This window comes from Hylemonella sp. P2_B10, from assembly GCF_056404875.1.
Window position 1 is genome coordinate 209,603 of record NZ_JBFUDE010000005.1, and the last position, 23,451, is coordinate 233,053.

General features: G+C 65.4%; 22 protein-coding genes. 13 read left to right on the forward strand and 9 right to left on the reverse strand.

The window, feature by feature from the left end; genetic code table 11:
* Positions 1–38: 38 nt before the first annotated feature.
* Complete coding sequence (locus AC1DX2_RS22155) at positions 39–233, reverse strand: zf-HC2 domain-containing protein (RefSeq protein WP_477198585.1); 195 nt, start codon at positions 231–233, stop codon at positions 39–41.
* Positions 230–817 (reverse strand): sigma-70 family RNA polymerase sigma factor, encoded by a 588-nt coding sequence (locus AC1DX2_RS22160; RefSeq protein ID WP_477198586.1) that lies wholly within the window; start codon positions 815–817, stop codon positions 230–232. Before AC1DX2_RS22160 ends, AC1DX2_RS22155 begins: the two co-directional genes overlap by 4 nt.
* 219 nt (positions 818–1,036) lie before the next feature.
* Between AC1DX2_RS22160 and AC1DX2_RS22165 the strand changes: the two genes are divergently transcribed.
* The 10 genes from AC1DX2_RS22165 (at position 1,037) to AC1DX2_RS22210 (ending at position 12,564) form a co-directional block, all read left to right on the forward strand.
* Complete coding sequence (locus AC1DX2_RS22165; RefSeq protein ID WP_477198587.1) at positions 1,037–1,315, forward strand: BufA1 family periplasmic bufferin-type metallophore; 279 nt, start codon at positions 1,037–1,039, stop codon at positions 1,313–1,315.
* A gap of 57 nt (positions 1,316–1,372) precedes the next feature.
* Positions 1,373–2,284 (forward strand): MNIO family bufferin maturase, encoded by a 912-nt coding sequence (gene bufB / locus AC1DX2_RS22170; RefSeq protein ID WP_477198588.1) that lies wholly within the window; start codon positions 1,373–1,375, stop codon positions 2,282–2,284.
* The gene (locus tag AC1DX2_RS22175) at positions 2,281–3,054 is read left to right on the forward strand and encodes an HvfC/BufC family peptide modification chaperone (protein WP_477198589.1); all 774 of its coding nucleotides are present in this window, start codon (positions 2,281–2,283) and stop codon (positions 3,052–3,054) included. The genes bufB and AC1DX2_RS22175 overlap by 4 nt, the downstream gene beginning before the upstream one ends.
* A 142-nt stretch (positions 3,055–3,196) precedes the next feature.
* Complete coding sequence (gene metX, locus AC1DX2_RS22180) at positions 3,197–4,333, forward strand: homoserine O-succinyltransferase MetX (RefSeq protein WP_477198590.1); 1,137 nt, start codon at positions 3,197–3,199, stop codon at positions 4,331–4,333.
* Complete coding sequence (metW, locus tag AC1DX2_RS22185; protein ID WP_477198591.1) at positions 4,326–4,907, forward strand: methionine biosynthesis protein MetW; 582 nt, start codon at positions 4,326–4,328, stop codon at positions 4,905–4,907. Before metX ends, metW begins: the two co-directional genes overlap by 8 nt.
* A gap of 178 nt (positions 4,908–5,085) precedes the next feature.
* Positions 5,086–6,513, forward strand: a complete 1,428-nt coding sequence (gene chrA / locus AC1DX2_RS22190; protein ID WP_477198592.1) for a chromate efflux transporter — start codon at positions 5,086–5,088, stop codon at positions 6,511–6,513.
* A 155-nt stretch (positions 6,514–6,668) separates the two neighbouring features.
* A complete protein-coding gene (locus tag AC1DX2_RS22195) occupies positions 6,669–7,991 on the forward strand; it encodes a hypothetical protein (protein ID WP_477198593.1) in 1,323 nt (440 codons plus the stop codon).
* Between the two features lie 186 nt (positions 7,992–8,177).
* On the forward strand, positions 8,178–9,614 hold the full coding sequence (locus tag AC1DX2_RS22200) for a M20 family metallopeptidase (RefSeq protein ID WP_477198709.1): 1,437 nt from the start codon (positions 8,178–8,180) through the stop codon (positions 9,612–9,614).
* Positions 9,615–9,632: 18 nt separating this feature from the next.
* The gene (locus tag AC1DX2_RS22205) at positions 9,633–10,478 is read left to right on the forward strand and encodes a lysophospholipase (RefSeq protein WP_477198594.1); all 846 of its coding nucleotides are present in this window, start codon (positions 9,633–9,635) and stop codon (positions 10,476–10,478) included.
* Positions 10,471–12,564: a putative bifunctional diguanylate cyclase/phosphodiesterase gene (locus tag AC1DX2_RS22210; RefSeq protein WP_477198595.1), complete on the forward strand. Its 2,094-nt coding sequence runs from the start codon at positions 10,471–10,473 to the stop codon at positions 12,562–12,564. The genes AC1DX2_RS22205 and AC1DX2_RS22210 overlap by 8 nt, the downstream gene beginning before the upstream one ends.
* Before the next feature lie 193 nt (positions 12,565–12,757).
* On the opposite strand, the gene AC1DX2_RS22215 is transcribed toward AC1DX2_RS22210, so the two are convergent.
* The gene (locus AC1DX2_RS22215) at positions 12,758–13,489 is read right to left on the reverse strand and encodes a 16S rRNA (uracil(1498)-N(3))-methyltransferase (RefSeq protein ID WP_477198596.1); all 732 of its coding nucleotides are present in this window, start codon (positions 13,487–13,489) and stop codon (positions 12,758–12,760) included.
* Positions 13,490–13,496: 7 nt separating this feature from the next.
* Complete coding sequence (locus tag AC1DX2_RS22220; protein WP_477198597.1) at positions 13,497–14,162, reverse strand: hypothetical protein; 666 nt, start codon at positions 14,160–14,162, stop codon at positions 13,497–13,499.
* Between the two features lie 75 nt (positions 14,163–14,237).
* Between AC1DX2_RS22220 and AC1DX2_RS22225 the strand changes: the two genes are divergently transcribed.
* From AC1DX2_RS22225 to rsmA, 3 genes are read left to right on the forward strand one after another with little or no spacing between them, the layout of a single operon-like run.
* Entirely contained in the window at positions 14,238–16,631 is a 2,394-nt protein-coding gene (locus tag AC1DX2_RS22225) for an LPS-assembly protein LptD (RefSeq protein ID WP_477198598.1), read from the forward strand.
* A 59-nt stretch (positions 16,632–16,690) separates the two neighbouring features.
* Positions 16,691–18,049 (forward strand): peptidylprolyl isomerase, encoded by a 1,359-nt coding sequence (locus tag AC1DX2_RS22230; protein WP_477198599.1) that lies wholly within the window; start codon positions 16,691–16,693, stop codon positions 18,047–18,049.
* 7 nt (positions 18,050–18,056) lie between these two features.
* Positions 18,057–18,848 carry a 16S rRNA (adenine(1518)-N(6)/adenine(1519)-N(6))-dimethyltransferase RsmA gene (gene rsmA / locus AC1DX2_RS22235; RefSeq protein ID WP_477198600.1) on the forward strand — a complete coding sequence of 264 codons (792 nt, stop codon included), beginning with the start codon at positions 18,057–18,059 and terminating at the stop codon, positions 18,846–18,848.
* 80 nt (positions 18,849–18,928) lie between these two features.
* On the opposite strand, the gene AC1DX2_RS22240 is transcribed toward rsmA, so the two are convergent.
* The 5 genes from AC1DX2_RS22240 to AC1DX2_RS22260 form a co-directional block, all read right to left on the reverse strand.
* Entirely contained in the window at positions 18,929–19,618 is a 690-nt protein-coding gene (locus AC1DX2_RS22240; protein WP_477198601.1) for a hypothetical protein, read from the reverse strand.
* A 134-nt stretch (positions 19,619–19,752) separates the two neighbouring features.
* Entirely contained in the window at positions 19,753–19,971 is a 219-nt protein-coding gene (locus tag AC1DX2_RS22245; protein WP_477198602.1) for a hypothetical protein, read from the reverse strand.
* On the reverse strand, positions 19,950–20,387 hold the full coding sequence (locus AC1DX2_RS22250) for a barstar family protein (protein ID WP_477198710.1): 438 nt from the start codon (positions 20,385–20,387) through the stop codon (positions 19,950–19,952). Before AC1DX2_RS22250 ends, AC1DX2_RS22245 begins: the two co-directional genes overlap by 22 nt.
* A 17-nt stretch (positions 20,388–20,404) precedes the next feature.
* Positions 20,405–20,794, reverse strand: coding sequence for a guanyl-specific ribonuclease (locus AC1DX2_RS22255; protein ID WP_477198603.1), 390 nt, complete (start codon positions 20,792–20,794; stop codon positions 20,405–20,407).
* 161 nt (positions 20,795–20,955) lie between these two features.
* The gene (locus AC1DX2_RS22260; RefSeq protein ID WP_477198604.1) at positions 20,956–23,271 is read right to left on the reverse strand and encodes an NADP-dependent malic enzyme; all 2,316 of its coding nucleotides are present in this window, start codon (positions 23,269–23,271) and stop codon (positions 20,956–20,958) included.
* Positions 23,272–23,451 lie beyond the last annotated feature (180 nt).

Sequence of the window (23,451 nt, forward strand, 5' to 3'; positions counted from 1 at the left end):
TTAGGGTTTGTCACTAGTTCGGGGCCGCCGGTTACGGGTCAGCCGCCTTCTTCATAGGCCCGCCACTGCTTCATGGCATTGCGCATGGTCAGCACCTGGCGGGCAAACAGCGGGCAGGCGTCGCAGGCCGGCAAATGGAACTGCAGGGCGAGCCTTTCAGCCAGCGTCAGGCGCCGGTCCTCCTGCGCGACCAGCAGCGCGGCGATCTCCTTGCATTTGCGGCGCAATCTCATGGTGATGTGTCCACGGGCCGGCTCTGGCCAAACCAATTGAGTTCCAGGCACTCGCGCAGGCGCAAGCGGGCGCGGTGCAACTGCACGTACAGGTTGGTCGAGGTCAGCCCCAGTTCCTTACAGATGTCTTCGCAGGACAGTTCCAGCCACTCGCGCATCAGGAACACCCGCCCCATCACCGGGGGCAGCTTCTCGGTGCAGGCCTCCAGCACGGCGAAAAACTGGCGCGAGTTCAGGTCTTGCTCAGGGTTGCCCCAGTCGGCAGGGGGGCTGGCGAAATGGCCGTCGGCCTTGAACACCAGCGCGTCGAGCTCATCATGGCCGTCGCCGGCGTCATCCAGGTCGGCGCTGACCTCGCGGCTGCGCTGGCGTATGGCGTCGACGATCTTGTGCTTCAGGATGCCCACCAGCCAGGTTTTCAACTGCGAGCGGCTGGCAAAGGACTGCGGTTTGCTCAGCGCCGCCAGCAGCGTTTCCGACACGGCGTCTTCGGCCCAGGTGTCGTTGCGAAGCTGCAGGCGGGCAAAGCGCAACAGGTAGTCCCGGTGCCCGGCGATCTCGGTCTCAAGGGCAGGCGCGGTCATACGGTTTTCATCATCGCACAAGGGTAAGAATGACAGGATTGTGGAAACAGCGGATTTGCTGTGAAATACGCCGCCGACCGGAATTATTCGCCAGAAACCATGACAAAGCTGTAAGAACCGGGCGGCTGCGCAGACCAAACGCTAACCGGACATCCCGCCCGCTTGCGGGCAACCGGTTCTTGATATCCCTAACATGCCTTTTCTTCAGGAGTGATCACTATGAACCAACGCGCTATGGTCGCCGCTGCCGCGGCTTCTCTGCTGTCCTTGTCTTTCGTCGCCGCGCCCGTCCAGGCCGCCGACGAAAAAGAAAAATGCTTTGGCATTGCCAAGGCTGGCCAAAACGACTGCGCCAGCATCTCTGGCGCGCATTCCTGCGCCGGCCAGTCCAAGGTGGACAACGACAAGATGGAATGGAAGTACGTCGCCAAGGGCAGCTGCAAGACCATGAAGGGCCTGTCGCAGGACGAGGCCAAGGCCGCTGCCGCCAAGAAGTGACGCTGCCGCGCCCGCTTCGGGCCCTGCGCCGCCACCGCTGTCTGGCGTTGTCCTGCCATGCCTGACGTGCACCCCGCGCGCCAGGCATCGTTTGGCATAGGCTGGCGGCACCCCCACTATGGCGAGTTGCTGCACAGGCAACCCGCCATTGGTTTTTTGGAAGTCCATTCCGAGAATTTCTTTGCCGAGGGCGGCGCCGCCCTGGCGGTGCTGGAGCGCGGCCGGCGCGACTACGCCATCAGCCTGCACGGCGTGGGCTTGTCGCTGGGCTCCGCGCTGGGCGTCGATGCCTGGCACCTGGACCAGCTGGCCCGGCTGGTGGCCCGGGTGGAGCCGCTGCGCGTCAGCGACCATGCCTGCTTTGCGCGCGGCCTGCTGGGCGGCCAGGCCGTGCATGCGGCCGACCTGCTGCCCATTCCCTTTAGCGACGAGGCCTTGCAGGTGCTGTGTGCCAACGTGCAGCAGGTGCAGGACCGCTTGCGCCGCCCGTTGATGGTGGAGAACTTGTCGGCCTACCTGCAGTGGCGGGAGGACGCCGGGGACGATGGCATGGCCGAACCCGAGTTCCTCGCCGCGCTGGCCCGCCGCACCGGCTGCCAGTTGCTGGTGGACGTCAACAACCTGTATGTGAACGCCCGCAACGCGCAATTGCGCGGCGCTGCCGGTGACCCGGTGCAGGCCTGCTGTGACTGGCTGGACGCCATCGCGCCGGCCAGCGTGGGCGAAATCCACCTGGCCGGCCATGGCCATGTGGCCGATGCGCACGGCGAGATCTTCATCGACGACCATGGCAGTGCGGTGTGCGAGCCGGTGTGGGCCATCTACCGCCACGCGCTGCGCCGTTTCGGCCCGGTGGCGACGCTGGTGGAATGGGATACCGCCATTCCGCCGCTGGACACGCTGCTGGCGCAGGCCGAGCGCGCCCGCGCTGAAAGCATGACAGCCTTGGGCAGCGAGGTGGGCGCATGAGCGCGCTGGCGCGGCAGCAACAGGCCTTGCTGGCCGATCTGCTGGGGCCGCCACCGGCGGATGGCCACAGGCGTGTCGCCGACCTGGTGCACGCACCCTGGCAGCGCGGCTTCCAGGTCTACCAGGCCAACGGCCACGCGATGGCACAGGCTGGGCTGGGGGCGGCGTTTCCCGTGTTGGCTCAACTGATGGGCGAAGAGAGCTTCGCCCAGCTGGCCCGCGCCTTCTGGCACACCAGTCCACCGCTGCGTGGCGACATCGGCCAGTGGGGCGCGGCGCTGTCGGCCTTTGTGGCGGCCAGTGCGCAGCTGGCCGACGAGCCCTACCTGGCCGACGTGGCACAGGTGGAATGGGCGCTGCATGTGGCCGGCAACGCCGCCGACCGCGAGGCTGACCCTGCCAGCCTGGCCCTGCTGACACAGGCCGACCCCGATCACCTGGGCCTGGTGCTGGCGCCGGGTTGCTGTTGTCTGGTCAGCCCGTGGCCGGTGGTCAGCATCGTCAATGCGCATCTGGATGCTTCACCCTCTTTGGAGGAAGCGGGGCGACGCCTGCGCGCCGGCCAGGGGGAGCCGGCACTGATCTGGCGCCAGGGCTTGCAAGCGCGCGTGCGTGAGGCCCTGCCGGGCGAAACCGCCTTGTTGGCCGAGTTGCTGGCCGCACACTCGCTGGGCGCTGCGCTGGACGCCGCCGATGGCCTGGATTTTGGTGCCTGGCTGCCGCTGGCGGTGCACAGCGGCCTGTTGCTGGCGGTGCATGCACGGGCCTGACTTCACCTTGTGAGCAGGCTTGCTATACTCGTAGCCACAGCGCCAATTTGTTCCAGCTTGCGGGCGCTCAATAAATACAGCTAAAGACGGACCGCCCGACTGACCCGGCCTCGTTTTTAGCGACGCCGGGTTTTTGTTTTTTATGCTTGCCACACCACAGTCCATGCATTTCGCCGAGCCGCTGCCGCTGCGAAGCGGCGCGACCATCCGCGACTATGCGCTGAGCTTTGAGACCTATGGCCAGCTCAACGCGGCCAAGTCCAACGCGGTGCTGATCTGCCACGCGCTGAACGCTTCGCACCATGTGGCTGGCAGCTATGCGGGCCAGGAAAACTCGGAAGGCTGGTGGGACAACATGGTCGGCCCGGGCAAGCCGGTGGACACCGACCGTTTCTTCGTCATCGGCGTCAACAACCTGGGCTCCTGCTTCGGCTCCACCGGCCCCATGCACCCCAACCCGGACGCACCCGGCCAGGTGTATGGCGCCGACTTCCCCGTGGTCACGGTGGAGGATTGGGTGGACGCCCAGGCCCGGCTGCTCGATGGCCTGGGTATCCAGAGCCTGGCGGCGGTGATGGGCGGCAGCCTGGGCGGCATGCAGGCCCTGTCGTGGACGCTGCAATACCCCACGCGGGTGCGTCACGCGGTGGTGGTGGCCAGCGCCCCCAACCTGACGGCCGAAAACATCGCCTTCAACGAGGTGGCGCGCCGCGCCATCGTCACCGACCCGGACTTCCACGCCGGCCACTTCTACCGCCATGCGGTGGTGCCCAAGCGTGGCCTGCGCATCGCCCGCATGATTGGCCACATCACCTACCTCAGTGATGACGTGATGAACGCCAAGTTCGGCCGCCAGCTGCGCGCCGAGGATGTTTACCGCTACAGCACGCAGGAGGTGGAGTTCCAGATCGAGAGCTACCTGCGCCACCAGGGCGACAAATTCGCCGAGTACTTCGACGCCAACACCTACCTGCTGATCACCCGCGCGCTGGACTACTTCGATCCGGCGCGCGACTTCGGCGGCGACCTCAACCAGGCGCTGGCCCGGGCCGCCTGCAAGTTCCTGCTGGTCAGTTTCAGCACCGATTGGCGTTTCAGCCCGGCGCGCAGCCGCGAAGTGGTGAAGGCGCTGCTGCACAACAAGCGTGATGTCAGCTATGCCGAGATCGACGCCCCGCACGGGCACGACGCCTTCTTGCTGGATGATGCGCGCTACATGGGTGTGGTGCGGTCCTACTTCGAGGGGATGGAACTGAGCGTGGGGGCCAACCATGAGTGACCAGCGCACCATGGAAGCCATTGCCGCGCTGGTGCCTGAAGGTGCGCGCGTGCTGGACCTGGGTTGCGGCGACGGCGCGCTGCTGGCCCACCTGCAGGCCACGCGCGGCTGCAGCGGCTACGGCATTGAGCTGGACGACGCCAATGTGCTGGCCTGCGTGCGCCGCGGCGTCAACGTGATCCAGTTGAACCTGGACGAAGGCCTGGCGATCTTCGATGACGCCTCGTTCGACGTCGTGCTGCAGATCGACACCCTGCAGAGCCTGCGCAATGCCGAGGTGATGCTGCGCGAAACCGTGCGCGTGGGCCGCGTGGGCATCGTTGCCTTCCCCAATTTTGCCCACTGGCCCAATCGCCTGAGCGTGCTGCGCGGGCGCATGCCGGTGACGCGCCGCCTGCCCTACCAGTGGTACGACACGCCCAACATCCGCGTCGGCACGCATGCTGATTTCGGCGTGCTGGCCGCACGCAACCACCTCAGTGTGCTGGACAGTTTCGGCCTGCAGGACGGGCGCGTGGTGCGCAGCATGCCCAACCTGATGGCGGGCACGTCGGTCTACAAGTTCTCGCGCTGACGCGGCGCACACACCGCCGTCATTACGCCAGGCGGAACACGGCCACCGTGCCCAGCATGGCCTGTATCTGTGCGCCGTGCTATATTCATTTTGTCGGGTCATGGCTCCCCGGCAGCAAGCCCGCAAGGGCTTCAAGACGGTGTCCCGTCCAACAGCCTTCACTCGCATTGGACGACCCATGGACACCTCGGCTTCAGGCAACAATCTTCCCGTTCCTTCCCCAGCCCAAGCGGCCCCAGTCGTCGGCTTTCGCGTGGCCTTGTGGTTCTGGCTGAAGCTGGGCTTCATCAGCTTCGGCGGCCCGGCTGGGCAGATCGCCATCATGCACCGCGAGCTGGTGGAGCAAAGGCGCTGGATTTCAGAAAAGCGTTTCCTGCACGCGCTGAACTACTGCATGTTGCTGCCCGGCCCGGAGGCCCAGCAGTTGGCCACCTACATCGGTTGGCTGATGCACCGCAGCTGGGGCGGCATTGTGGCTGGCGGTCTGTTCGTGTTGCCCTCGCTGTTCATCCTGATCGCGCTCAGTTGGGTCTACATGGCGTTTGGCCACCTGAGCTGGGTGGCCGGCTTGCTGTATGGCATCAAGCCGGCGGTGGCCGCGCTGGTGCTGCAGGCCGTGCACCGCATCGGGGGCCGCACGCTGCGCCGTCCGGCCCAGGCGCCGCTGCTGTGGGCGCTGGCCGTAGGCAGCTTCGTTGCGGTGGCCTGGCTGGGCCTGCCGTTTCCCGCCGTGGTGCTGGTGGCGGCGCTGACCGGCTGGCTTGGCGCGCGTTGGGCGCCGGGACAATTCACAGGTGCCGGCGGCCATGGCGCAGCAAAAGTGCAAGGCGCGCATGCGCCAGCGCTGATCGACGATGACACGCCCACACCGCCCCATGCACGCTTCAGCCGTTGGGGCCTGTTGCGCGTGCTGCTGGCGGGCGCTGTCCTGTGGCTGGCGCCCATGGGCCTGTTGCTGGCCTGGCAGGGCATGGCGGGCACGTTGACACAGATGGGCTGGTTTTTCAGCAAAGCTGCGCTGTTGACCTTCGGCGGCGCCTACGCGGTGCTGCCCTATGTGTACCAGGGCGGCGTCACGCACTACGGCTGGCTCAGCGGCACGCAGATGATGGATGGCCTGGCGCTGGGTGAATCCACGCCCGGGCCGCTGATCATGGTGGTGGCTTTCGTTGGCTTCCTGGGGGGCTGGAACCATCAGGTGCTGGGCCCGGACGCGTTGTTTGCGGGTGCGGCACTGGCCGCCACCGTGGTCACCTGGTTCACCTTCCTGCCGTCTTTCCTGTTCATCCTCGCCGGCGGCCCGCTGGTGGAGGCCACCCATGACCAGTTGCACCTGACCGCCCCCATGACGGCGATCACCGCCGCTGTGGTGGGCGTCATCGCCAGCCTAGGCTGGTTCTTTCTGGTCAACATCGCTTTCCCCGTGCAGCCCATCGCGCAGTCCGCAGCACCTTCCGGCGCTTGGGGCTCACAGCCCGACCTTGTGGCCCTGGGCATCGCGCTGGCTGCCTTGCTGGCACTGGTGCGCTACAAACGGGGCGTCATCCCGGTGATCGCTGTGTGCGCGGTGGCCGGTCTGGCAGCCCGCCTGCTGGGCTGGGGGTGATGCTGTGGCTGGACTGGCTGCGGCCCTGGTTGTAACAAGCGCTTTACAAGCGCCGCGGCAACGCCCCGCTTTTGACTAATAATCGTCGTTTTCCACTTTGGCCGGCAGCTTGCCTGCCGAAGGCGTTTTTTCTGAGATCTGGAAAGTTGAACACCATGCGTATTTCCCATTGGAGTGCTGGCCTGCTGCCGCTGTTGATGAGTGGCCTGGTTGGCGCGCAAACCTTGGGCGGTCAGAACGACCCCAAGGGCACGAACGTCAAGAACGCCCAGGTGGCCGCGCCACGGCCTGCCGAAGCGGCGTCCGCCGGTGCTGCCCCCACCAACGTGCTGCGCCCCGAAGTGGGCAAGCCGCTGATCGAGGCACAGGGCCTGATCGCCGAGAAGAAATTCCCGCAGGCCAAGGAAAAGCTGGCGCTGGCGTCGGCCGTGCCCAGCCTGACGCCATTCGAGAACTACACCATCGCGCGCATGACGCTGGTGGTGGCCGTCCAGGCCGATGACGCCGCGAGCGCCGAAACGTCCCTGAACCGGGTGCTGGAGCTGTCCAAGGACACCACCTGGCTCAAGCCCGAGGACAGCCTGCCCATGATGCAGAACGTGGGCATCGTGAACTACCGGGTCAAGAACTACGCACAAGCCGCTGAATGGATAGGGCGTTACCTGAAGGCTGGCGGCACCGATGCCAACGCCAAGGTGCTGCGTGTGCAGGCACTGCTGCTGGGCGGCAACTACCCCGCCACCGCCGCTGCGGTGGAGGAAGAAATCGCGCCGTTGTTGAAGGACGGCAAAGCGCCACCGTTGAATTACCTGGAAATGCTGGCACAGGCCCGCGACAAGCAGAAGGACAACGCCGGCTTTGTGCGCGCCTTTGAAATGCTGGTGCAGTACTACCCGAAGAAGGAATACTGGCAGACGCTGATCAACCGCTTGTGGCTGAAGCAGGACCTGGCGACCCGTCTGCAGCTCGACGTCTTCCGCCTGGCCTTCCACACCGGCACCTTGCAAGAGGCCAATGACTACACCGAGTACGTCGAGATTGCGCAAAAGGCCGGCTACTCGGCCGAGGCCCTGAAGGCTTATGACCAGGGCGCCGCTGCCGGCCTGCTGGGCAAGGGTGCCGATGCGGCGGCCCATGCCAAGCTGCGTGCCAAGTTGGCGCAAGAGTCCGAGCAGGACCGCAAGGCCGCCAACACCGAGGCCGCCAATGCCGCCAAAAAGCCCGACGGCACCAGCATGGTTCGCGTGGGCATGAATCTGGTGGGCCTGGACCAGACGGACAAGGGCCTGGAACTGATGGAAAAGGGCATTGCCAAGGGCGGCTTGAAGCGGCCTGAGGACGCCTGGCTGGACCTGGGCATTGCTTACGCCAGGGCCGGCCAGACCGACAAGGCCACGCAGGCGTTTGCCAAGGTCACCGGCAAGGAAGGCCTGGATGAACTGGGCCGCTATTGGACCTGGGCCGTTCGCAAACCCTGAGCAAAAAGCCCTCAGCAGCAAGCGCAAGTGGGCACAGTTGTTGCATCCTGCGCAACTGCCCGCTTGCCAGTGGGCCGGGCCGGTCGAAATCGACCGGACTGATGGCATGATAGGGGGAGCCCGTGGCTCCCCAAGTACAAGGAGAGATGCTTGAACGCCCGTGTACCGCATTTCACGCTGAACCCGCTGCAGGCCGGGGCCGATACGGCGCGTTCCTGGGACGATGACATCGTCCGCCAGTTGACCCAATACATCCAGATTCCCGCCAAGTCGCCGATGTTCGATGGCGACTGGGCCAGTCACGGCTACCTGGAAACCGTGATGCGCAATGCCGCCACCTGGGTCGAGGCGCAAAAGGTGCCGGGGCTGACGCTGGAAGTGCTGCGGCTGGAAGGCCGCACGCCGGTGCTGTTCTTCGAAGTGGCCGCCACCCGCGCGCAATCAGGTACTGCGTCCAGCCAGACCGTGCTGATGTACGGCCACCTGGACAAGCAACCCGAATTCAACGGCTGGCGCAACGACCTCGGTCCGTGGACGCCCAAATTTGAGGACGGCAAGCTGTACGGACGCGGTGGCGCCGACGACGGCTACGCGGTCTATGCCAGCATTGCCGCCATCCAGGCGCTGAAAAGCCAGAACACGCCGCATCCGCGCATCGTCGGCCTGATCGAGACCTGCGAGGAAAGCGGCTCCTACGACCTGCTGCCCTACGTGGACGCGTTGCGCAACCGGCTGGGCGATGTGGGCCTGGTGATCTGCCTGGACTCCGGCGCCGGCAACTACGACCAGCTGTGGCTGACCACCAGCCTGCGCGGCAATGCCAGTGGCGTGCTGAAGGTGGAGATCCTGACCGAGGGTGTGCACTCGGGCGACGCCAGCGGCCTGGTGCCGTCGAGCTTTCGCATCATGCGCCAGGTGCTGGACCGGTTGGAAGACAGCGCTACCGGCCGCCTGTTGCCAGCCAGCTTCCACTGCGAGGTGCCGCCCGAGCGGCTGCGCCAGGCCCAGGCCACCGCCGCCATCCTGGGCGACGAGGTGTACAAGCGCTTTCCCTGGGCCCACTACGACTGCGAGGGCAGCACCACCTTTGCGCTGCCCACCACCAGCGACCCGGTGCAGGCGCTGCTGAACCGCACCTGGACCCCCACGCTGAGCGTCACGGGCGCCGAAGGCTTTCCGGCGCTGAAGGATGCTGGCAACGTGCTGCGCCCCTACACCGCCTTCAAGCTCAGCCTGCGCCTGCCGCCGCTGGTGGAAGCCGCCACGGCCGTGCAGCAACTGAAAACCCTGCTGGAAGACAACGCCCCTTACCAGGCCAAAGTCACCTTCGAAGGCGGCGCCGGTGCCACCGGCTGGAATGCGCCGGCCAGCACCGACTGGTTTGAAAAGGCCTTGAACGACGCATCACAAGCCCACTTCAACGCCCCCTGCGGCTACATCGGCCAGGGCGGCACCATTCCGCTGATGAACATGCTGTCCCAGGGCTTTCCCAAGGCGCAGATGATGGTGTGCGGCGTGCTGGGCCCCAAGAGCAATGCCCACGGGCCCAATGAGTTCCTGCACGTGCCCTATGCCAAGAAACTGACAGCGGCGGTGGCCCACGTCATCGCGCAGACACCCTGACCCCCCTGACAGCCACCGGTGCTCGCGGAATCCACCCTCTCCACCTTTGTCGCCAGCGATGGCGACAACATCGTCATCCAGGACTGGCCACTGGCGCCGGGCACGCGACTGCGCGGTGTGGTGGTGGTGGTGCACGGCCTGGGCGAGCATGCCGGCCGCTACGATGCCGTGGCGCGCAAGCTCAATGACTGGGGTTTCGCGGTGCGCGGCTACGACCAGTATGGCCATGGCGAATCGGGCGGCGTGCGCGGCGGCCTGCCCAGCGACATGCGCCTGGTCGACGACCTGGCAGACATCCTGGACGCCACCCGCGCCCGCCTGGAGCCGCAGGTGCCGCTGATCCTGCTGGGCCACAGCATGGGCGGCCTGGTGGCGGCGCGCCTGGTCAGCCTGAACAAACGGCCGCTGCAGGGCCTGGTGCTGTCGTCACCGGCACTGGACCCGGGCCTGAGCCCGTTCCAGAAGTTGTTGCTGGCCGTGCTGCCCGCGCTGGCGCCCGACCTGCGCGTGGGCAATGGCGTGGACGCCAACTATTTGTCGCACGATGCCGCCGTGGTGCAGGCCTACCGCGACGACCGCCTGGTGCATGACCGCATCAGTGCCCGGCTGGCCCGTTTCATTGCCAAACAAGGTGCCGCCACCGTGTCCGCTGCTGCACAATGGACGCTGCCCACGCTGCTGCTGTATGCCGGCGCGGACAAGCTGGTCAGCCCAGCCGGCAGCCGAGCCTTTGCTTCAGCCGCGCCGCCGGCGGTGGTCACCAGCCAGTGTTTTGAGCCGCTGTACCACGAGATCTTCAACGAAACTGACGCAGGCCCGGTGTTCGTGGCCTTGCAAACCTGGCTGGACCTGCACTTTGTCTGAAACCGCCCCTATGGCCGTGATGGACGATCCCTCGCCCCGTACCCCCCACAAGGGGATGCTGCGGGCGCTGTGGTCCAAAGGTCTGCCACTGCGTTACATGATGCTGCTGGTCATTGTGCTGGGGGTGGCCGCGCCAGCGGCGATCCTGCTGGCGGTGGAACAGGAGATCAGCCAGCAGTCGCAGCAAAAGCTGCTGACACAGAGCAAGTCGGCGGTGTTGGTGCTGGGCACCAACTCGGTGGCCGAGCCGATGTGGATCATCGACACCCAGGCATTGGAGGAAGCAGCGCAAAAACTGCTGGAAAACCCCCAGGTGCTGGCCGTGCGGGTAGAGGAAGACCGGCCCAACGCCACGCCGATTGAGGCCACGCAGCAGGGCTTTGCAATCCCGCCCCTGACCAGTGCCGGCGGCGGCCGCTACGAGCACCAGGCCCAACCGGTGGTGCGCGCGGGCGAGAAGCTGGGCACGCTGCACGTGTGGTTCGACACCAGTTTCGGCAAGAGCATCCTGGACCAGCGGCGTAACCAGATGGTGATGCTGGTCAGCGTGCAGGTCACCATCAGCCTGATCGTGCTGATGGTCATCATGACCTACCGGGTGCTCAAGCCCTTCGGCCAGCTCAAGCAGCAGGCCACCGCACTGGTGTCCAACGTGGGCGTGGACGACCAGCCGCAGTTCAACTGGCAGCGCCAGGACGAGATCGGCCAGCTAGGCCGCCACCTGGTGGATGTGCAAAAGCAGCTGGCCCAGCTGTTCGGTGAGCTGGAAGGCAAGAACCACCAGCTGCAGGAGCTGGCGCTGTACGATCAGCTGACCGGCCTGCCCAACCGCTCGCTGTTCATGGACCTGGTGCAGCGCGAGATGCTGCAGGCGCGCCGCCATGAGCAGCAGTTCGGCATCTTCTTCATTGACCTGGACCGTTTCAAGGCCGTCAATGACTCCATGGGCCACGCCGCCGGCGACGAGCTGCTGAAAGAGGTCAGCCGCCGGCTGCGCACCGCGCTGCGCGAGGTGGACGTGGTGTGCCGCCAAAGCGGCGACGAGTTCCTGGTGCTGACACGCGACATCGAGAATTGGGAATGGCTGGGCGACGTGGCGCAACGCCTGCTGAAGGTGGTGGAAGAGCCCTTCAAGCTGCAAGGCCTGTCGGCCAACGTGTCGGCCAGCATAGGCATTTCGCTGTTCCCGGACGACGCCGACAATTTCGAGACGCTGATCAAGCACGCCGACATCGCCATGTACCAGGCCAAGGCGCTGGGTCGGGCGCGCTACAGCTTCTTCCACTCCGAGCTGAACGAGCGCCTGCAGGCCAGCCTGGAGCTGGAGCAGCAGCTGGGCACGGCGATTGCCGGCGGCGAACTGGTGCTGCACTACCAGCCGCAGGTCGACGCCGCCACCGGCCGCCTGGTGGGTGTGGAGGCGCTGGTGCGCTGGCAGCACCCCACCCGGGGCCTGTTGTACCCCGGCAGCTTCATTGGCATCGCCGAGGAATCGGGCAAGATCGCCGACATGGGCGTGTGGACCCTGGGCACGGCCTGCGCCCAGATGGCGGCCTGGAAGGCCAAGGGCATCCACGTGGGCTGCATGGCGGTCAACGTGTCGGCGCTGGAGTTTCGCGACCACCGGTTGCTCGACAGCCTGCAGACCGCGCTGTCCAACAGCGGCATCCTGCCCGGCGAGCTGGAGATCGAGATCACCGAAAGCGTGCTGATGACCGAGACCGAGACCAGCCAGCGCATCATGGGCCGCATGCGTGAACTGGGCTTGGGGATAGCCATCGACGATTTCGGCACCGGTTACTCGTCGTTGGCCTATCTGAAGCGGCTGCGTCCCACGCAGTTGAAGATCGACCGCTCCTTCGTCAGCGACACCGAGAACGATGCCGATTCGCGCGCCATCGTGCGTGGCGTGGTAGGCCTGGCGGCCGCGCTGGGCCTGGGCACGGTGGCCGAGGGTGTGGAGACCGAAGAGCAGGCGCGTTTCCTGCGCGAATGCGGGTGCACCACCTTGCAGGGGTACCACATTTCGCGGCCGTTGCCGGTGGAGAAGCTGGAGGAGTGGATTCAGGCGCAGCCGGGGGCTTGACGCTTTCGATCGCCGCTTGGTTTGCGGGATCAGGCCGACGCGGCACTCGGCTCCGCGGCTGTCCCCCGGGCCTTCGGCCCTCCTCCTTGATGCCGCTGCGCCGAATGCCGCATCGGTCTGATCCGGCAAGCGTGGTGGGCGTGCAAACGCCAGGCAAGCCGAGGGTTTCCTGCCGGTCACCAGCGACCGCGGCTCATCGGGCAGTCAAAGTCAACGCCGCCAGAACAGCGATGGCCGCAGTCTCCGCCCGCAAGACGCGCTGACCCAGGCTGACGGGGGCGAAACCTGCTGCGATGGCGGCCTCTTCTTCTGCTGGGCTCAATCCACCCTCTGGGCCGGACAGGAACAGCGCGGCCCGGGCCGGCTGTGTCGGTGCCGGGTCAGGATTGAAAGGCCGGCCTTCCGGCCGCAAGGACAACACGAAGCGGTCGTGCTGTGCCAGGTCAGGCTGCAGCAGCCAGGCCGACAAGTCGCTGACGGCGTGGATGCGTGGCACGCGGTTGCGCCCGCACTGCTCGCAGGCGGCGATGGCAATCGCTTGCCAGTGCGCCTGTTTCTTGTCGGCCCGTTCGCCTTTCAGGCGCAGCACGCTGCGCTCGGTCTGCAGCGGCCAGATGGCGGCCACGCCCAGTTCGGTGGCTTTTTCCACCAGCCAGTCCATGCGTTCGTTGGCGGGCATGCCCACCGCCAGGTGCACAGCGCGCGGGGCTTCACGCTCCAGCGCATGGTGCTGGCCCACCTGCACCGACACCATGCTGCGGCCCATTTGTGCAACGCTGGCGCTGAACTCGCCGCCCGTGCCATTGAACAGCGTGATGCTGTCGCCGGGCTGCAGGCGCAGCACCTGCACGTGGCGGGCTGCCACGGCGGGCAGTTCCAGGGTCTCTCCGGTGGTCAACGCGGTGTCGCAGTAAAAGCGCGGCATGGCGGGCTCAGACGCGGCCAAACGCGTAGCCGCTGGCCTGCTGCACGCCTTCGGCCTGCTCCATCAGCCGGGCCAGGGCCTTGAGCTCACGATACCGGTCGGCTGCGCTGTGCGCGCTTCGCAGCAGCGTGGCGTGGGTGGGCTGCGGCCAGTCCGCCCCGGGCCGCTGCGCCCAGTGGCCCAGCGCCGCCAGGTGCTGCTGCAGCCCGCTCCATTCCACCGCCTTGTAGAACTCGCCAAAATCTTCCGGCACCGGCAACCCGGTTGGGCGCGCCTTCTGCCAATAGCGCACGGTGACGTCCAGCGCCAGTTCCTCATCCCAAGGCAGGGCCGGGTCGCGCGTCAGCGCCGCAATGGCCCAGCTGACCGGGCCCAGGCAGGCCTGCTGGGCATCGGCAGGGCTGTGCAGGGTTGCCAGGGGCTCAGCGGCCAATTGGGCCAGCAGCGCGTCGAAGGCCGCTGGAACCAGCGCCAGCATGGCAGGCGCCAGCTGGGCTTGCCGGGGGGCCAGGTAATGCTGGGCGAAACCGTCCAGGCCCTGGCGCAGCCAGGCCGGTGCCAGCAGGGTCAAACCTTGCTGCGGGGTGGTCAATTGCCAGGTCAGCAGCGCATCGGCAGCTTGTAACAACGGTGCCGGCGCGTTGCGGCTGGCGGGGGGAACGGGCAGGCTCATGGATAATCCCATTCTACAAATGCCCAGCCTGCCGCCGCTCTTGCCGTTCCCCTGCCCGATGGCCGTTGTCACCCGATGCGCTCCCTGAAGTCCGACGTTCACCGCCGGGCCGCCGTTTCCCGTCACCGCGCCAGCCTGTCCAGGACAGTGCTGGCCTGTGCCCTGGTGCGTGCCTTTGCGCCGGCCATGGCCCAGGAGCAGCCGGCGCCGGTCGAGCCCATTGTGCTGCGCGCCAGCCCCATGCTGCAGGAGGCCATCCCGGCCAATGTGCGCAAGCAACTGCCCAGCTTCTTGTCTGGCGACCGCGTGGAGGGCCAGACCGATGTGCAGACCGTGCTGGAGGGACACGCCATGCTGCGTCGGGGCGACCTCAGCGTGCGCGCTGACCGGCTGGAGTACTACCAGCCCGACGATCTGGCCAAGGCCCGGGGCAATGTGCGCGTCAACCGTGCCGGCAACGTGTACGAAGGCCCGGCCATGGAGCTGCGGCTGGACGCCTTCGAGGGCTTTTTCACCGAGCCCAGCTACACCTTCCTGCAAAACCAGGCGCATGGCGAGGCCAGCCGCATCGACTTCATCGACGACAAGCGGGCGGTGATCCACAACGCCAGCTTCACCACCTGCAAGCGCCAGCCCGGCCCCAGCTGGATGCCCGACTGGATATTGCGCGCCACCAGCATACGGCTGGACAACGAAGCCGACGTCGGCCAGGCCGAGGGCGCGGTGCTGCGTTTCAAGGACGTGCCCATACTGCCCTTCCCGTCCATCAGCTTTCCGCTCAGCGACAAGCGCAAGTCGGGTTTTCTGCCCCCCACCATAGGCCTGGACAACGTCAACGGCCTGGAGCTGACCCAGCCTTATTACTGGAACATCGCGCCCAACCGCGACGCCACGCTGTACCCCACGCTGATGACCAAGCGCGGTGTCGACCTGGGCGGCGAATTCCGCTACCTGGAGGCCAACTACAACGGCCAGTTGCGGCTGGACTACATGCCCGACGACAAGCTGCGCGACCGCACGCGCTGGGGCGCAGCCCTGCTGCACACCGGCGTCTGGGACACCGGCGTGAGCGGCTTCGGCGGTGTGGCCGTCAACCTGAACCTGAACCGCGTCAGCGACGACAACTACTGGAAAGACTTCTCGCGCCAGACCCCGTCGCTGACCCAGCGTCTGCTGCCCAACGACGTCAACCTGATGTGGGCCAAGGGCGACCTGACGGTGAACTTCCGCACGTTGAACTGGCAGACGCTGCAGGACGTCACCTCGCCCATCGTGCCGCCGTATGACCGCTTCCCGCAGCTGGCGGCGCGCTATGCGCGTGACAACGTCAATGGCTACGACTTCTCTGTGGACGCTGACTTCACCCATTTCCAGGCCGACACCGTGCTCACCGGTCAGCCCAATGCGCAGCGCAGCTTCGCGCTGGCGCAGATCAGCCGGCCTTTCCTGGCGCCGGGCGGCTTCATCACGCCGAAATTGCAGCTGCACGTCAGCAATTACCAGTTCGACTCGCGGCTGGCCGACGGCAGCACTGCGGCCAGCGTGGTGGTGCCCACCTTCAGCCTGGACAGCGGCCTGGTGTTCGAGCGCGATGCCAATTTCTTCGGCCACAGCTTCCGCCAGACGCTGGAGCCGCGTGCCTTCTATGTCTACACGCCGTTTCGCAACCAGAACCAGCTGCCGATCTACGACACCGGCGCCAACGACTACAACTTCGCCAGCATCTACACCGAAAACGCCTATGTGGGCCATGACCGCATCGCCGACAACAACCTGTTGACGCTGGGCGTGACCACCCGCTTCCTGGATCCGAAGACCGGTGCCGAGGATGCCCGCTTCGGCATTGCACAGCGTTTCCGCTTTGCCGACCAGAACGTCACCCTGCCCGGCGCCGCGCCCGTGGCCGAGCGGCTGAGCGACGTGCTGCTGGGCGCTTCCATCAATTTCGACCCCAAGTGGTCGTTTGACTCCACCTTCCAGTTCAACCCCAAGACCGACCAATCGGTGCGCGCCACCGTGGGCGGGCGCTACAGCCCTAGCGACTATCGGGTGGTGACGGCGGCCTACCGTTTCCAGCGCGATTCCAGCGAACAGCTGGACCTGGGCTGGCAGTGGCCTTTGAACGACCTGTGGGGCGACCGTGGCGAGAACCTGGGCGCCGGCCAGGGCCAGGGGCCGGGGCGCTGGTACAGTGTGGGGCGGCTCAACTACTCCCTGAGCGAGCGCAAGCTGGTCGACGCCGTGGTGGGGTTTGAGTACGATGCCGGCTGCTGGTTGGGCCGGGTGGTGCTGGAGCGGCTGCAAACCAGCACCTCATCGGCGAACCAACGGATCATGTTCCAGATCGAATTCGTGGGCTTCTCGCGGCTGGGCTCCAATCCGCTGCAGACGCTGAAGGCCAACATTCCCCGTTACCAGTACCTGCGCGAACAGATCACCACGCCCAGCCGTTTCAGCAATTACGATTGACGCTTTTACCCGTCCAAATGCGCCAGCCCCTACCCCAGCCAACCTGGACCCGTACGACCATGAACCATCGCCTCCTGGCCATCACGCTGGCCTGCCTCAGCCTGTTGGCCCCCATTGCCGGCCTGGCGCAGCTGCGTCCCGCGGGCGCCACGCCGCCCAGCGTGCCGCTGCCCAACGTCACCTCCACCCAGCAGGCCGACTACATCGTCGCGCTGGTGAATTCCGAACCCATCACCAACCACGAGGTGCGCATGGAGGCGGGGCGGGCGGCGCAGCAAATTGCGCAGCAGCGCGGCACCCAGCCGGACATGGCCGAGGTGACGCGCCAGGTGCTGGAGCGCATGATCATCGAGAAGGCGCAACTGCAGTGGGCCAAGGAAGGCGGCATGAAGGTGGAGGAGACCGCCGTGGACCAGGCCGAGGAAGGTGTGGCGCGGCAAAACCAGATCACCGTGACCGAACTGCGCCGGCGCCTGCGCACCGAAGGCGTGACACCCAAGCAGTTTCGCGACCAGCTGCGTGACCAGCTGCTGCTGGTGCGTGTGCGCGAGCGCGAGGTGAGCCAGCGCGTGCGCGTCAGCGAGCCCGAAATCGACCAGTACCTGAAGGACAAGGCCAACAACCCCGACCCTTCAGCGCTGGAAACCAACCTGGGCCAGATCCTGGTCGCCGTGCCCGACAGCGCCACGCCCCCGCAGGTGGCGGCCTTGCAGGACAAGGCGCAAAAGGCCATGGCGCGCGCCCGCGCCGGCGAAGACTTCACCGCGCTGGCCAAGCAGTTTTCCGATTCGCCCGACCGTGACAACGGCGGCCAATTCGGCCTGCGCACGGCCGACCGCTATCCGCAGCTGTTTGTCGACGCCACGCAAAAGCTGCCGGTGGGTGGTGTGTCCGAGGTGGTGCGCTCCGGCGCCGGCTTTCACGTGCTGAAGGTGCTGCAGCGCCGCGTGGCCGGCCTGCCGCCCACCACCACGGTGCAGAACCGCGCCAGCCACATCCTGTTGCGCGCCAGCGCCCAACTGGACGAGGCTGCTGCCCGCGCCAAGTTGACGGACATCAAGAAGCGCGTGGAGGCCGGCCGCGCCGACTTCGCCGCCGAAGCCAAGGCCACGTCGATGGACGGCAGTGCTGCCAACGGTGGTGACCTGGGCTGGGCCGGGCCCGGCCTGTTCGTGCCCGAGTTCGAAGAGGTGCTGGCCCGCCTGCAGCCGGGCCAGATCAGCGAGCCCTTCGTTTCGCGCTATGGCATGCACATCATCAAGCTCAACGAGCGCAAGGAAGTGCCGCTGACCGAGAAGGAGCAGCGCGACTTCGTGCGTGACATCCTGCGCGAGAAAAAGACCGAGGAAAACTACGCCACCTGGTCCAAGGACATCCGTGGCCGCGCCTACATAGAAATGCGGGAGCCACCGCAATAAGCACGTTGTGAAACACGGCAGCGGCGCCCACATCCCGCGCAAGCGCTTCGGCCAGCACTTCCTGGCCGATGCGGGCATCATCGATGGCATTGTGCGTGAGATCGCGCCGCGCCCGGGGCAGCGCATGGTGGAGATCGGCCCCGGCCTGGCGGCGCTGACGCAGCCGCTGGTGGAGCGCCTGGGTCAGCTCACCGTGATCGAGCTGGACCGCGACCTGGCCAAGCGCCTGCGCGAGCATCCCCAGCTGACCGTGGTCGAATCCGATGTGCTGAAGGTGGACTTCACCGCGCTTGCCGGCGACGTGGGCACGGCCGGCAAGCTGCGCGTGGTCGGCAACCTGCCCTACAACATCTCCACCCCCATCCTGTTCCATCTGCTGGACCATGTGGCCGTGGTGCAAGACCAGCACTTCATGCTGCAAAAGGAAGTGATAGACCGCATGGTGGCTGCCCCCGCCACCTCGGATTACGGCCGCCTGAGCGTGATGCTGCAATGGCGTTACGCGATGGAAAACGTGCTGTTCGTGCCGCCCGAAAGCTTCGACCCCCCGCCCCGGGTGGACAGCGCCGTGGTGCGCATGGTGCCCTTGGCCCAGCCCCCGGCAGTAGACGAGAAGCGCCTGAGCGAAATCGTGCAGGTCGCCTTCAGCCAGCGTCGCAAGCTGCTGCGCCATTCGCTGGGGCGCTGGCTGGAGGACAAGGGCTTTGCCGGTGACTTCGATGTGCAGCGGCGGGCTGAGGAAGTGCCGGTGGACGAGTTCGTGGCGCTGGCCATGCACGCGTTCAAAGACACCCATTAGTCGTATCAGGCGTTTGGATCAGCCAGTTGGGCTGGATGCCCAATTGAATGAACTGCCTTCGGGCTAGCCCCGCTTCGAGGCTAATTGGCAGGCTGGGGGCGTTCGAGCGATATCGATGCCAGAAAGCTGCGAGTCTGATCGTAGATCACGTGGGCTTGCTTGATGGGTTTGCGCCTCGGGTCGCCATGACAGTCCAGGGACTTCTGCCCAGTCTGATCATCTGTTTTGATCTGGCAAGCCTTGATCACGGGCGCGGGGCTTGCATTCATGAATAGATCTTCCTTGACGGCCATCACCTGGCTGACGTCCTTAACGGCGCCATCTTTGTCCCGCGTAACAATCTCATGCGTGATGCGTTGAACAAAACCCAATGGCTCCCGGGTCCTCATGTGTCCGACTTGGAGTTCGGCAGTAACGGCCGACAGCGACCAGTTGCAATTGGTCGGGGCAAAATGGTCCTGCGCAACAGAAAAATTGAAGTTCCCGTTGGCAATTTCGATTGGAATCTTCAACTCAACGTACTCGGGGAATTTCGCTCCGCTGATCGCTCCTGCAATAAGTGTCGGGCTTGTGGTGCACTTGGAATATGCTGATGCCCGATAGGTGGCGACAACATTGATCTGTATCTCTGGCGCGATGGTTCCAGAGACCTGCACGATTTTTGTGGGGTTCGGGTTGGTATCCGGGTAGGCCCGATGGCCTTCGTTGAGCGGCCCATCTCCGATTCTTGTCCCGGTGCAGCCCTGAACCGATATCAATGCAGCCAGCAAGGCAGCGTGCCGGGTAGATGGGCCTATTTTCATGGTACGCCGCTATTCCCTTCAAATGGAAAACTCACACCACATTTGACCAAACAAAAAGCCCGTCAGAGACGGGCTTTCATGCTGAAGTGCCAACTAACGGCTTACGCCGCTGCCAGCCAATACCCCGCGTTGAACGGGCTGCTCATGCGCAGCGCCAGCGGTGACACGTCCAGTATCTTGTCGGTGGGCATTTTCTCGCCCGATTCGGTCAGTACCTCGATCTCGCTTTCGGCGGCGATGGGGGTGCTGGTGGTTGCCTCGTTGGCCCGTTCTGCTTGGCAAGTGTGTGCAGAACGGGCTACAGAAAAGAATAGAAGCATCTGAAGGGTATTTTTCGGTCCCCCCAGTAATCTGCGGCGTCGCGGAAGATGTCCAACAGCTGCTCGCGCGCTTCCTTGTCGAACTTGACGTTGGCCGGAATGTGCTCCAGCACCGCCACAAAGCCGGGCTGCGGGCCAGACTTGTGCAGCGGATCTGTCATGCTGTCGTACAGGGCGTCGAAATTCTTGCCGGACTGGGCCGGCAGGCGGAATTGCTGGCCGATGATGTCCAGCACGTCCTGTTTGGTCTGGGCGTTGGCCAGATTGGCATACAGGAAGTGCTGCCCCAGATGCTGGGCGGCCTCCTGCAGATCCTGCACCCGGAAGGCTCGGATCGATTGGACGATATTGGTCCGTACGGTACGAAGTGGCGTATCCATTCCCGCTTCTCTTTCTCGATGGTCAAAATTCTTCATCATGGCAATGGGCTCGGTCACGGAACGATCTTGCGGAAGCTCGCATAGTGATCGGCGGTGAAATAACAATCGTCCGGCGTGGTGGGCGGGCCGCCGCAGACGATGCGTCGAGCGCCCCGGTTGCGTGTGCCCGGCGTGTCCACCGTGTATTCGCGGTAGTAGCCGCGCTTCTTGGCGGGCAGCAGGCGCTCCCGGTTGCCGAACACAACGCCGTCTTTCTCATGGGGGAAGGGACCGCCCTGACGAATCAGTCGGTAGACTTTTGCTCCCTGCGCTGGCAATTCACCAACGCTGATGCTCTGACTGCCTGCTGCTGGAATTTCCTTGGCCGGGGCCAGGTGGTACACAGAAGCTGCTGCAAGCAAAAAGCCAGTGAGCACCAACTTAAAGCTTGAGACACGCAGCATGAAAAAGACGCCTATTCACCAAACCAACGGGCAAGCCCGACAGTTTTCAAAGCAGAGAGTGTCCGCTATTTGGCCGGAAAAAGCAAGGCTCTGCTCAAAAAATGAGCAGTAAAGCAAGGTTATTTTTGTAAAGAAGTTGGCGCCCGCTAGCGCGCCAACTCTTACCGTTGCACGTTGGCGTCGGCGACTGTCAAAGCTGTCATGTTGACGATGCGGCGCACCGTGGCGCTGGCCGTCAAGATATGCACCGGTTTGGCCGCACCCAGCAGCACCGGGCCGATGGCGATGTTGCCGCCGGCCGCTGTCTTCAGCAGGTTGTAGGCGATGTTGGCCGCATCGATGTTGGGCAGCACCAGCAGGTTGGCGTTGCCGTGCAGCGTGCTGTTGGGCATCTGCGCGGCGCGGGCGGCGCCGTCCAGCGCCACATCGCCGTGCATTTCACCATCCACTTCCAGCCAGGGGGTGCGCTGGCGAATCAGCTCCAGCGCGTGGCGCATCTTCAGCGCGCTGGGCTGGCTGCTGGAGCCGAAGTTGGAATGCGACAGCAGCGCCGCCTTGGGGTGGATGCCAAAGCGCATCATCTCCTCGGCCGCCAACTCGGTGATCTCGGCCAGCTCTTCGGCCGTGGGGTCGTAGTTGACGTGGGTGTCGACCAGGAACACCTGGCGCTCGGGCAGCAGCAGGCCGTTCATGCAGGCATAGGTGTTGACGCCGGGGCGCCGACCTATCACCTGGTCCAGGTAGTGCAGGTGGATGGCGGTGGTGCCCCAGGTGCCGCAGATCAGGCCGTCCACGTCGCCCTTGTGCAGCAGCATGGCGCCGATCAGTGTCAGCCGGCGACGCATCTCGATCTTGGCGATCTGCATGGTCACGCCCTTGCGCTCCGTCATCTGGTGATAGGTCTGCCAGAACTCGCGGTAGCGCTGGTCCTGCTCGACGTTGACGACGTCGTAGTCGCGCCCCTCTTCCAGCCGCAGGCCGAACTTCTCGGCGCGCTGGGCGATCACCGACGGGCGACCGATCAGCGTCGGCCGTGCCAGGCATTCGTCCACCACGATCTGCGCCGCTCGCAGCACGCGCTCTTCCTCGCCCTCGGCATAGGCCACGCGCTTCTTGGCCGCCTTCTTGGCGGCGGTGAAGATGGGCTTCATGGTGTTGCCCGAGGCGTAGACGAAGCTTTGCAGCTTCTGGCGGTAGGCGTCCATGTCGGCAATGGGTCGCAGCGCCACGCCGCTGTCGGCGGCGGCCTGGGCCACTGCCGGCGCGATCTTCATCATCAGCCGCGGGTCGAACGGCTTGGGGATCAGGTATTCGGGGCCAAAGGCCAGTTTTTCGCCCACATAGGCCGCTGCCACCACCTCGCTCTGCTCGGCCTGGGCCAGCTCGGCGATGGCGTGCACCGCGGCGATTTCCATCTCTATCGTGATGGTGGAGGCACCTGCATCCAGCGCGCCGCGAAAGATGTAGGGGAAGCACAGGACGTTGTTGACCTGGTTCGGGTAGTCGGTGCGGCCGGTGGCCATCACCGCGTCGTTGCGCACCGCCTTCACGTCCTCGGGGCTGATTTCGGGGTTGGGGTTGGCCAGCGCCAGGATCAACGGCTTGGGCGCCATCTTGCGCACCATGTCGGGCTTCAACACGCCACCGGCGCTCAGACCCAGGAAGATGTCGGCATCTTCAATGATCTCGCCCAAGGTGCGGGCGGACGTGTTCTGCGCGAACTGCACCTTGTCCTCGTCCATCAGTTCGGTGCGGCCCTTGTAGACCACGCCGGCCAGGTCGGTGACGTAGATGTTTTCCCGGGGCATGCCGAGCTTGAGCAGCAGGCCCAGGCAGGCCAGCGCGGCGGCGCCAGCGCCGGAGGTCACCAGCTTGACCTTCTTCAGGTCCTTGCCCACCACCTTCAGGCCGTTGAGCAGCGCCGCGCCCACCACGATGGCGGTGCCGTGCTGGTCGTCGTGGAACACCGGGATCTTCATGCGCTCGCGCAGCTTGCGCTCGACATAGAAGCAGTCGGGTGCCTTGATGTCTTCCAGGTTGATGCCGCCGAAGGTGGGCTCCAGTGCGGCGATGATGTCCACCAGCTTGTCGAGGTCGTGCTTTTCGTTGATCTCGATGTCGAAGACGTCGATGCCGGCGAACTTCTTGAACAGCACCCCCTTGCCTTCCATCACCGGCTTGGCCGCCAGCGGGCCGATGTCGCCCAGGCCCAGCACGGCGGTGCCGTTGGTGATGACGGCCACCAGGTTGCCGCGGCTGGTGTAGCGGTAGGCGGCGTTGGGGTCCTTGACGATCTCTTCGCAGGGCGCCGCCACGCCGGGTGAGTACGCCAGCGACAGGTCATGCTGGTTGATCAGCTGCTTGGTGGCGGCGATGGCCACCTTGCCCGGCGTCGGGAACTCGTGGTATTCCAGCGCGGCGCGGCGCAGTTCGGTGCGCTTGTTCTCTTGCGCGTTGTCGGGCGTAGTCGATGCCATCAAAAAGTCTCCTGCTGCCCGCGGGCAGGCCGGGAAGATCATCCAGGGGGACAACCCCACCCACGCCATCGGGAGGGCCATTGTAGGCCGGCAGGCCTGTGCACGCGTGCGGCGGGCGCAGGTATGTGGTTTGCCACATCGGGCCCGCTGGCGGCACCGTTCGTCCGTCAAAACGCGGGC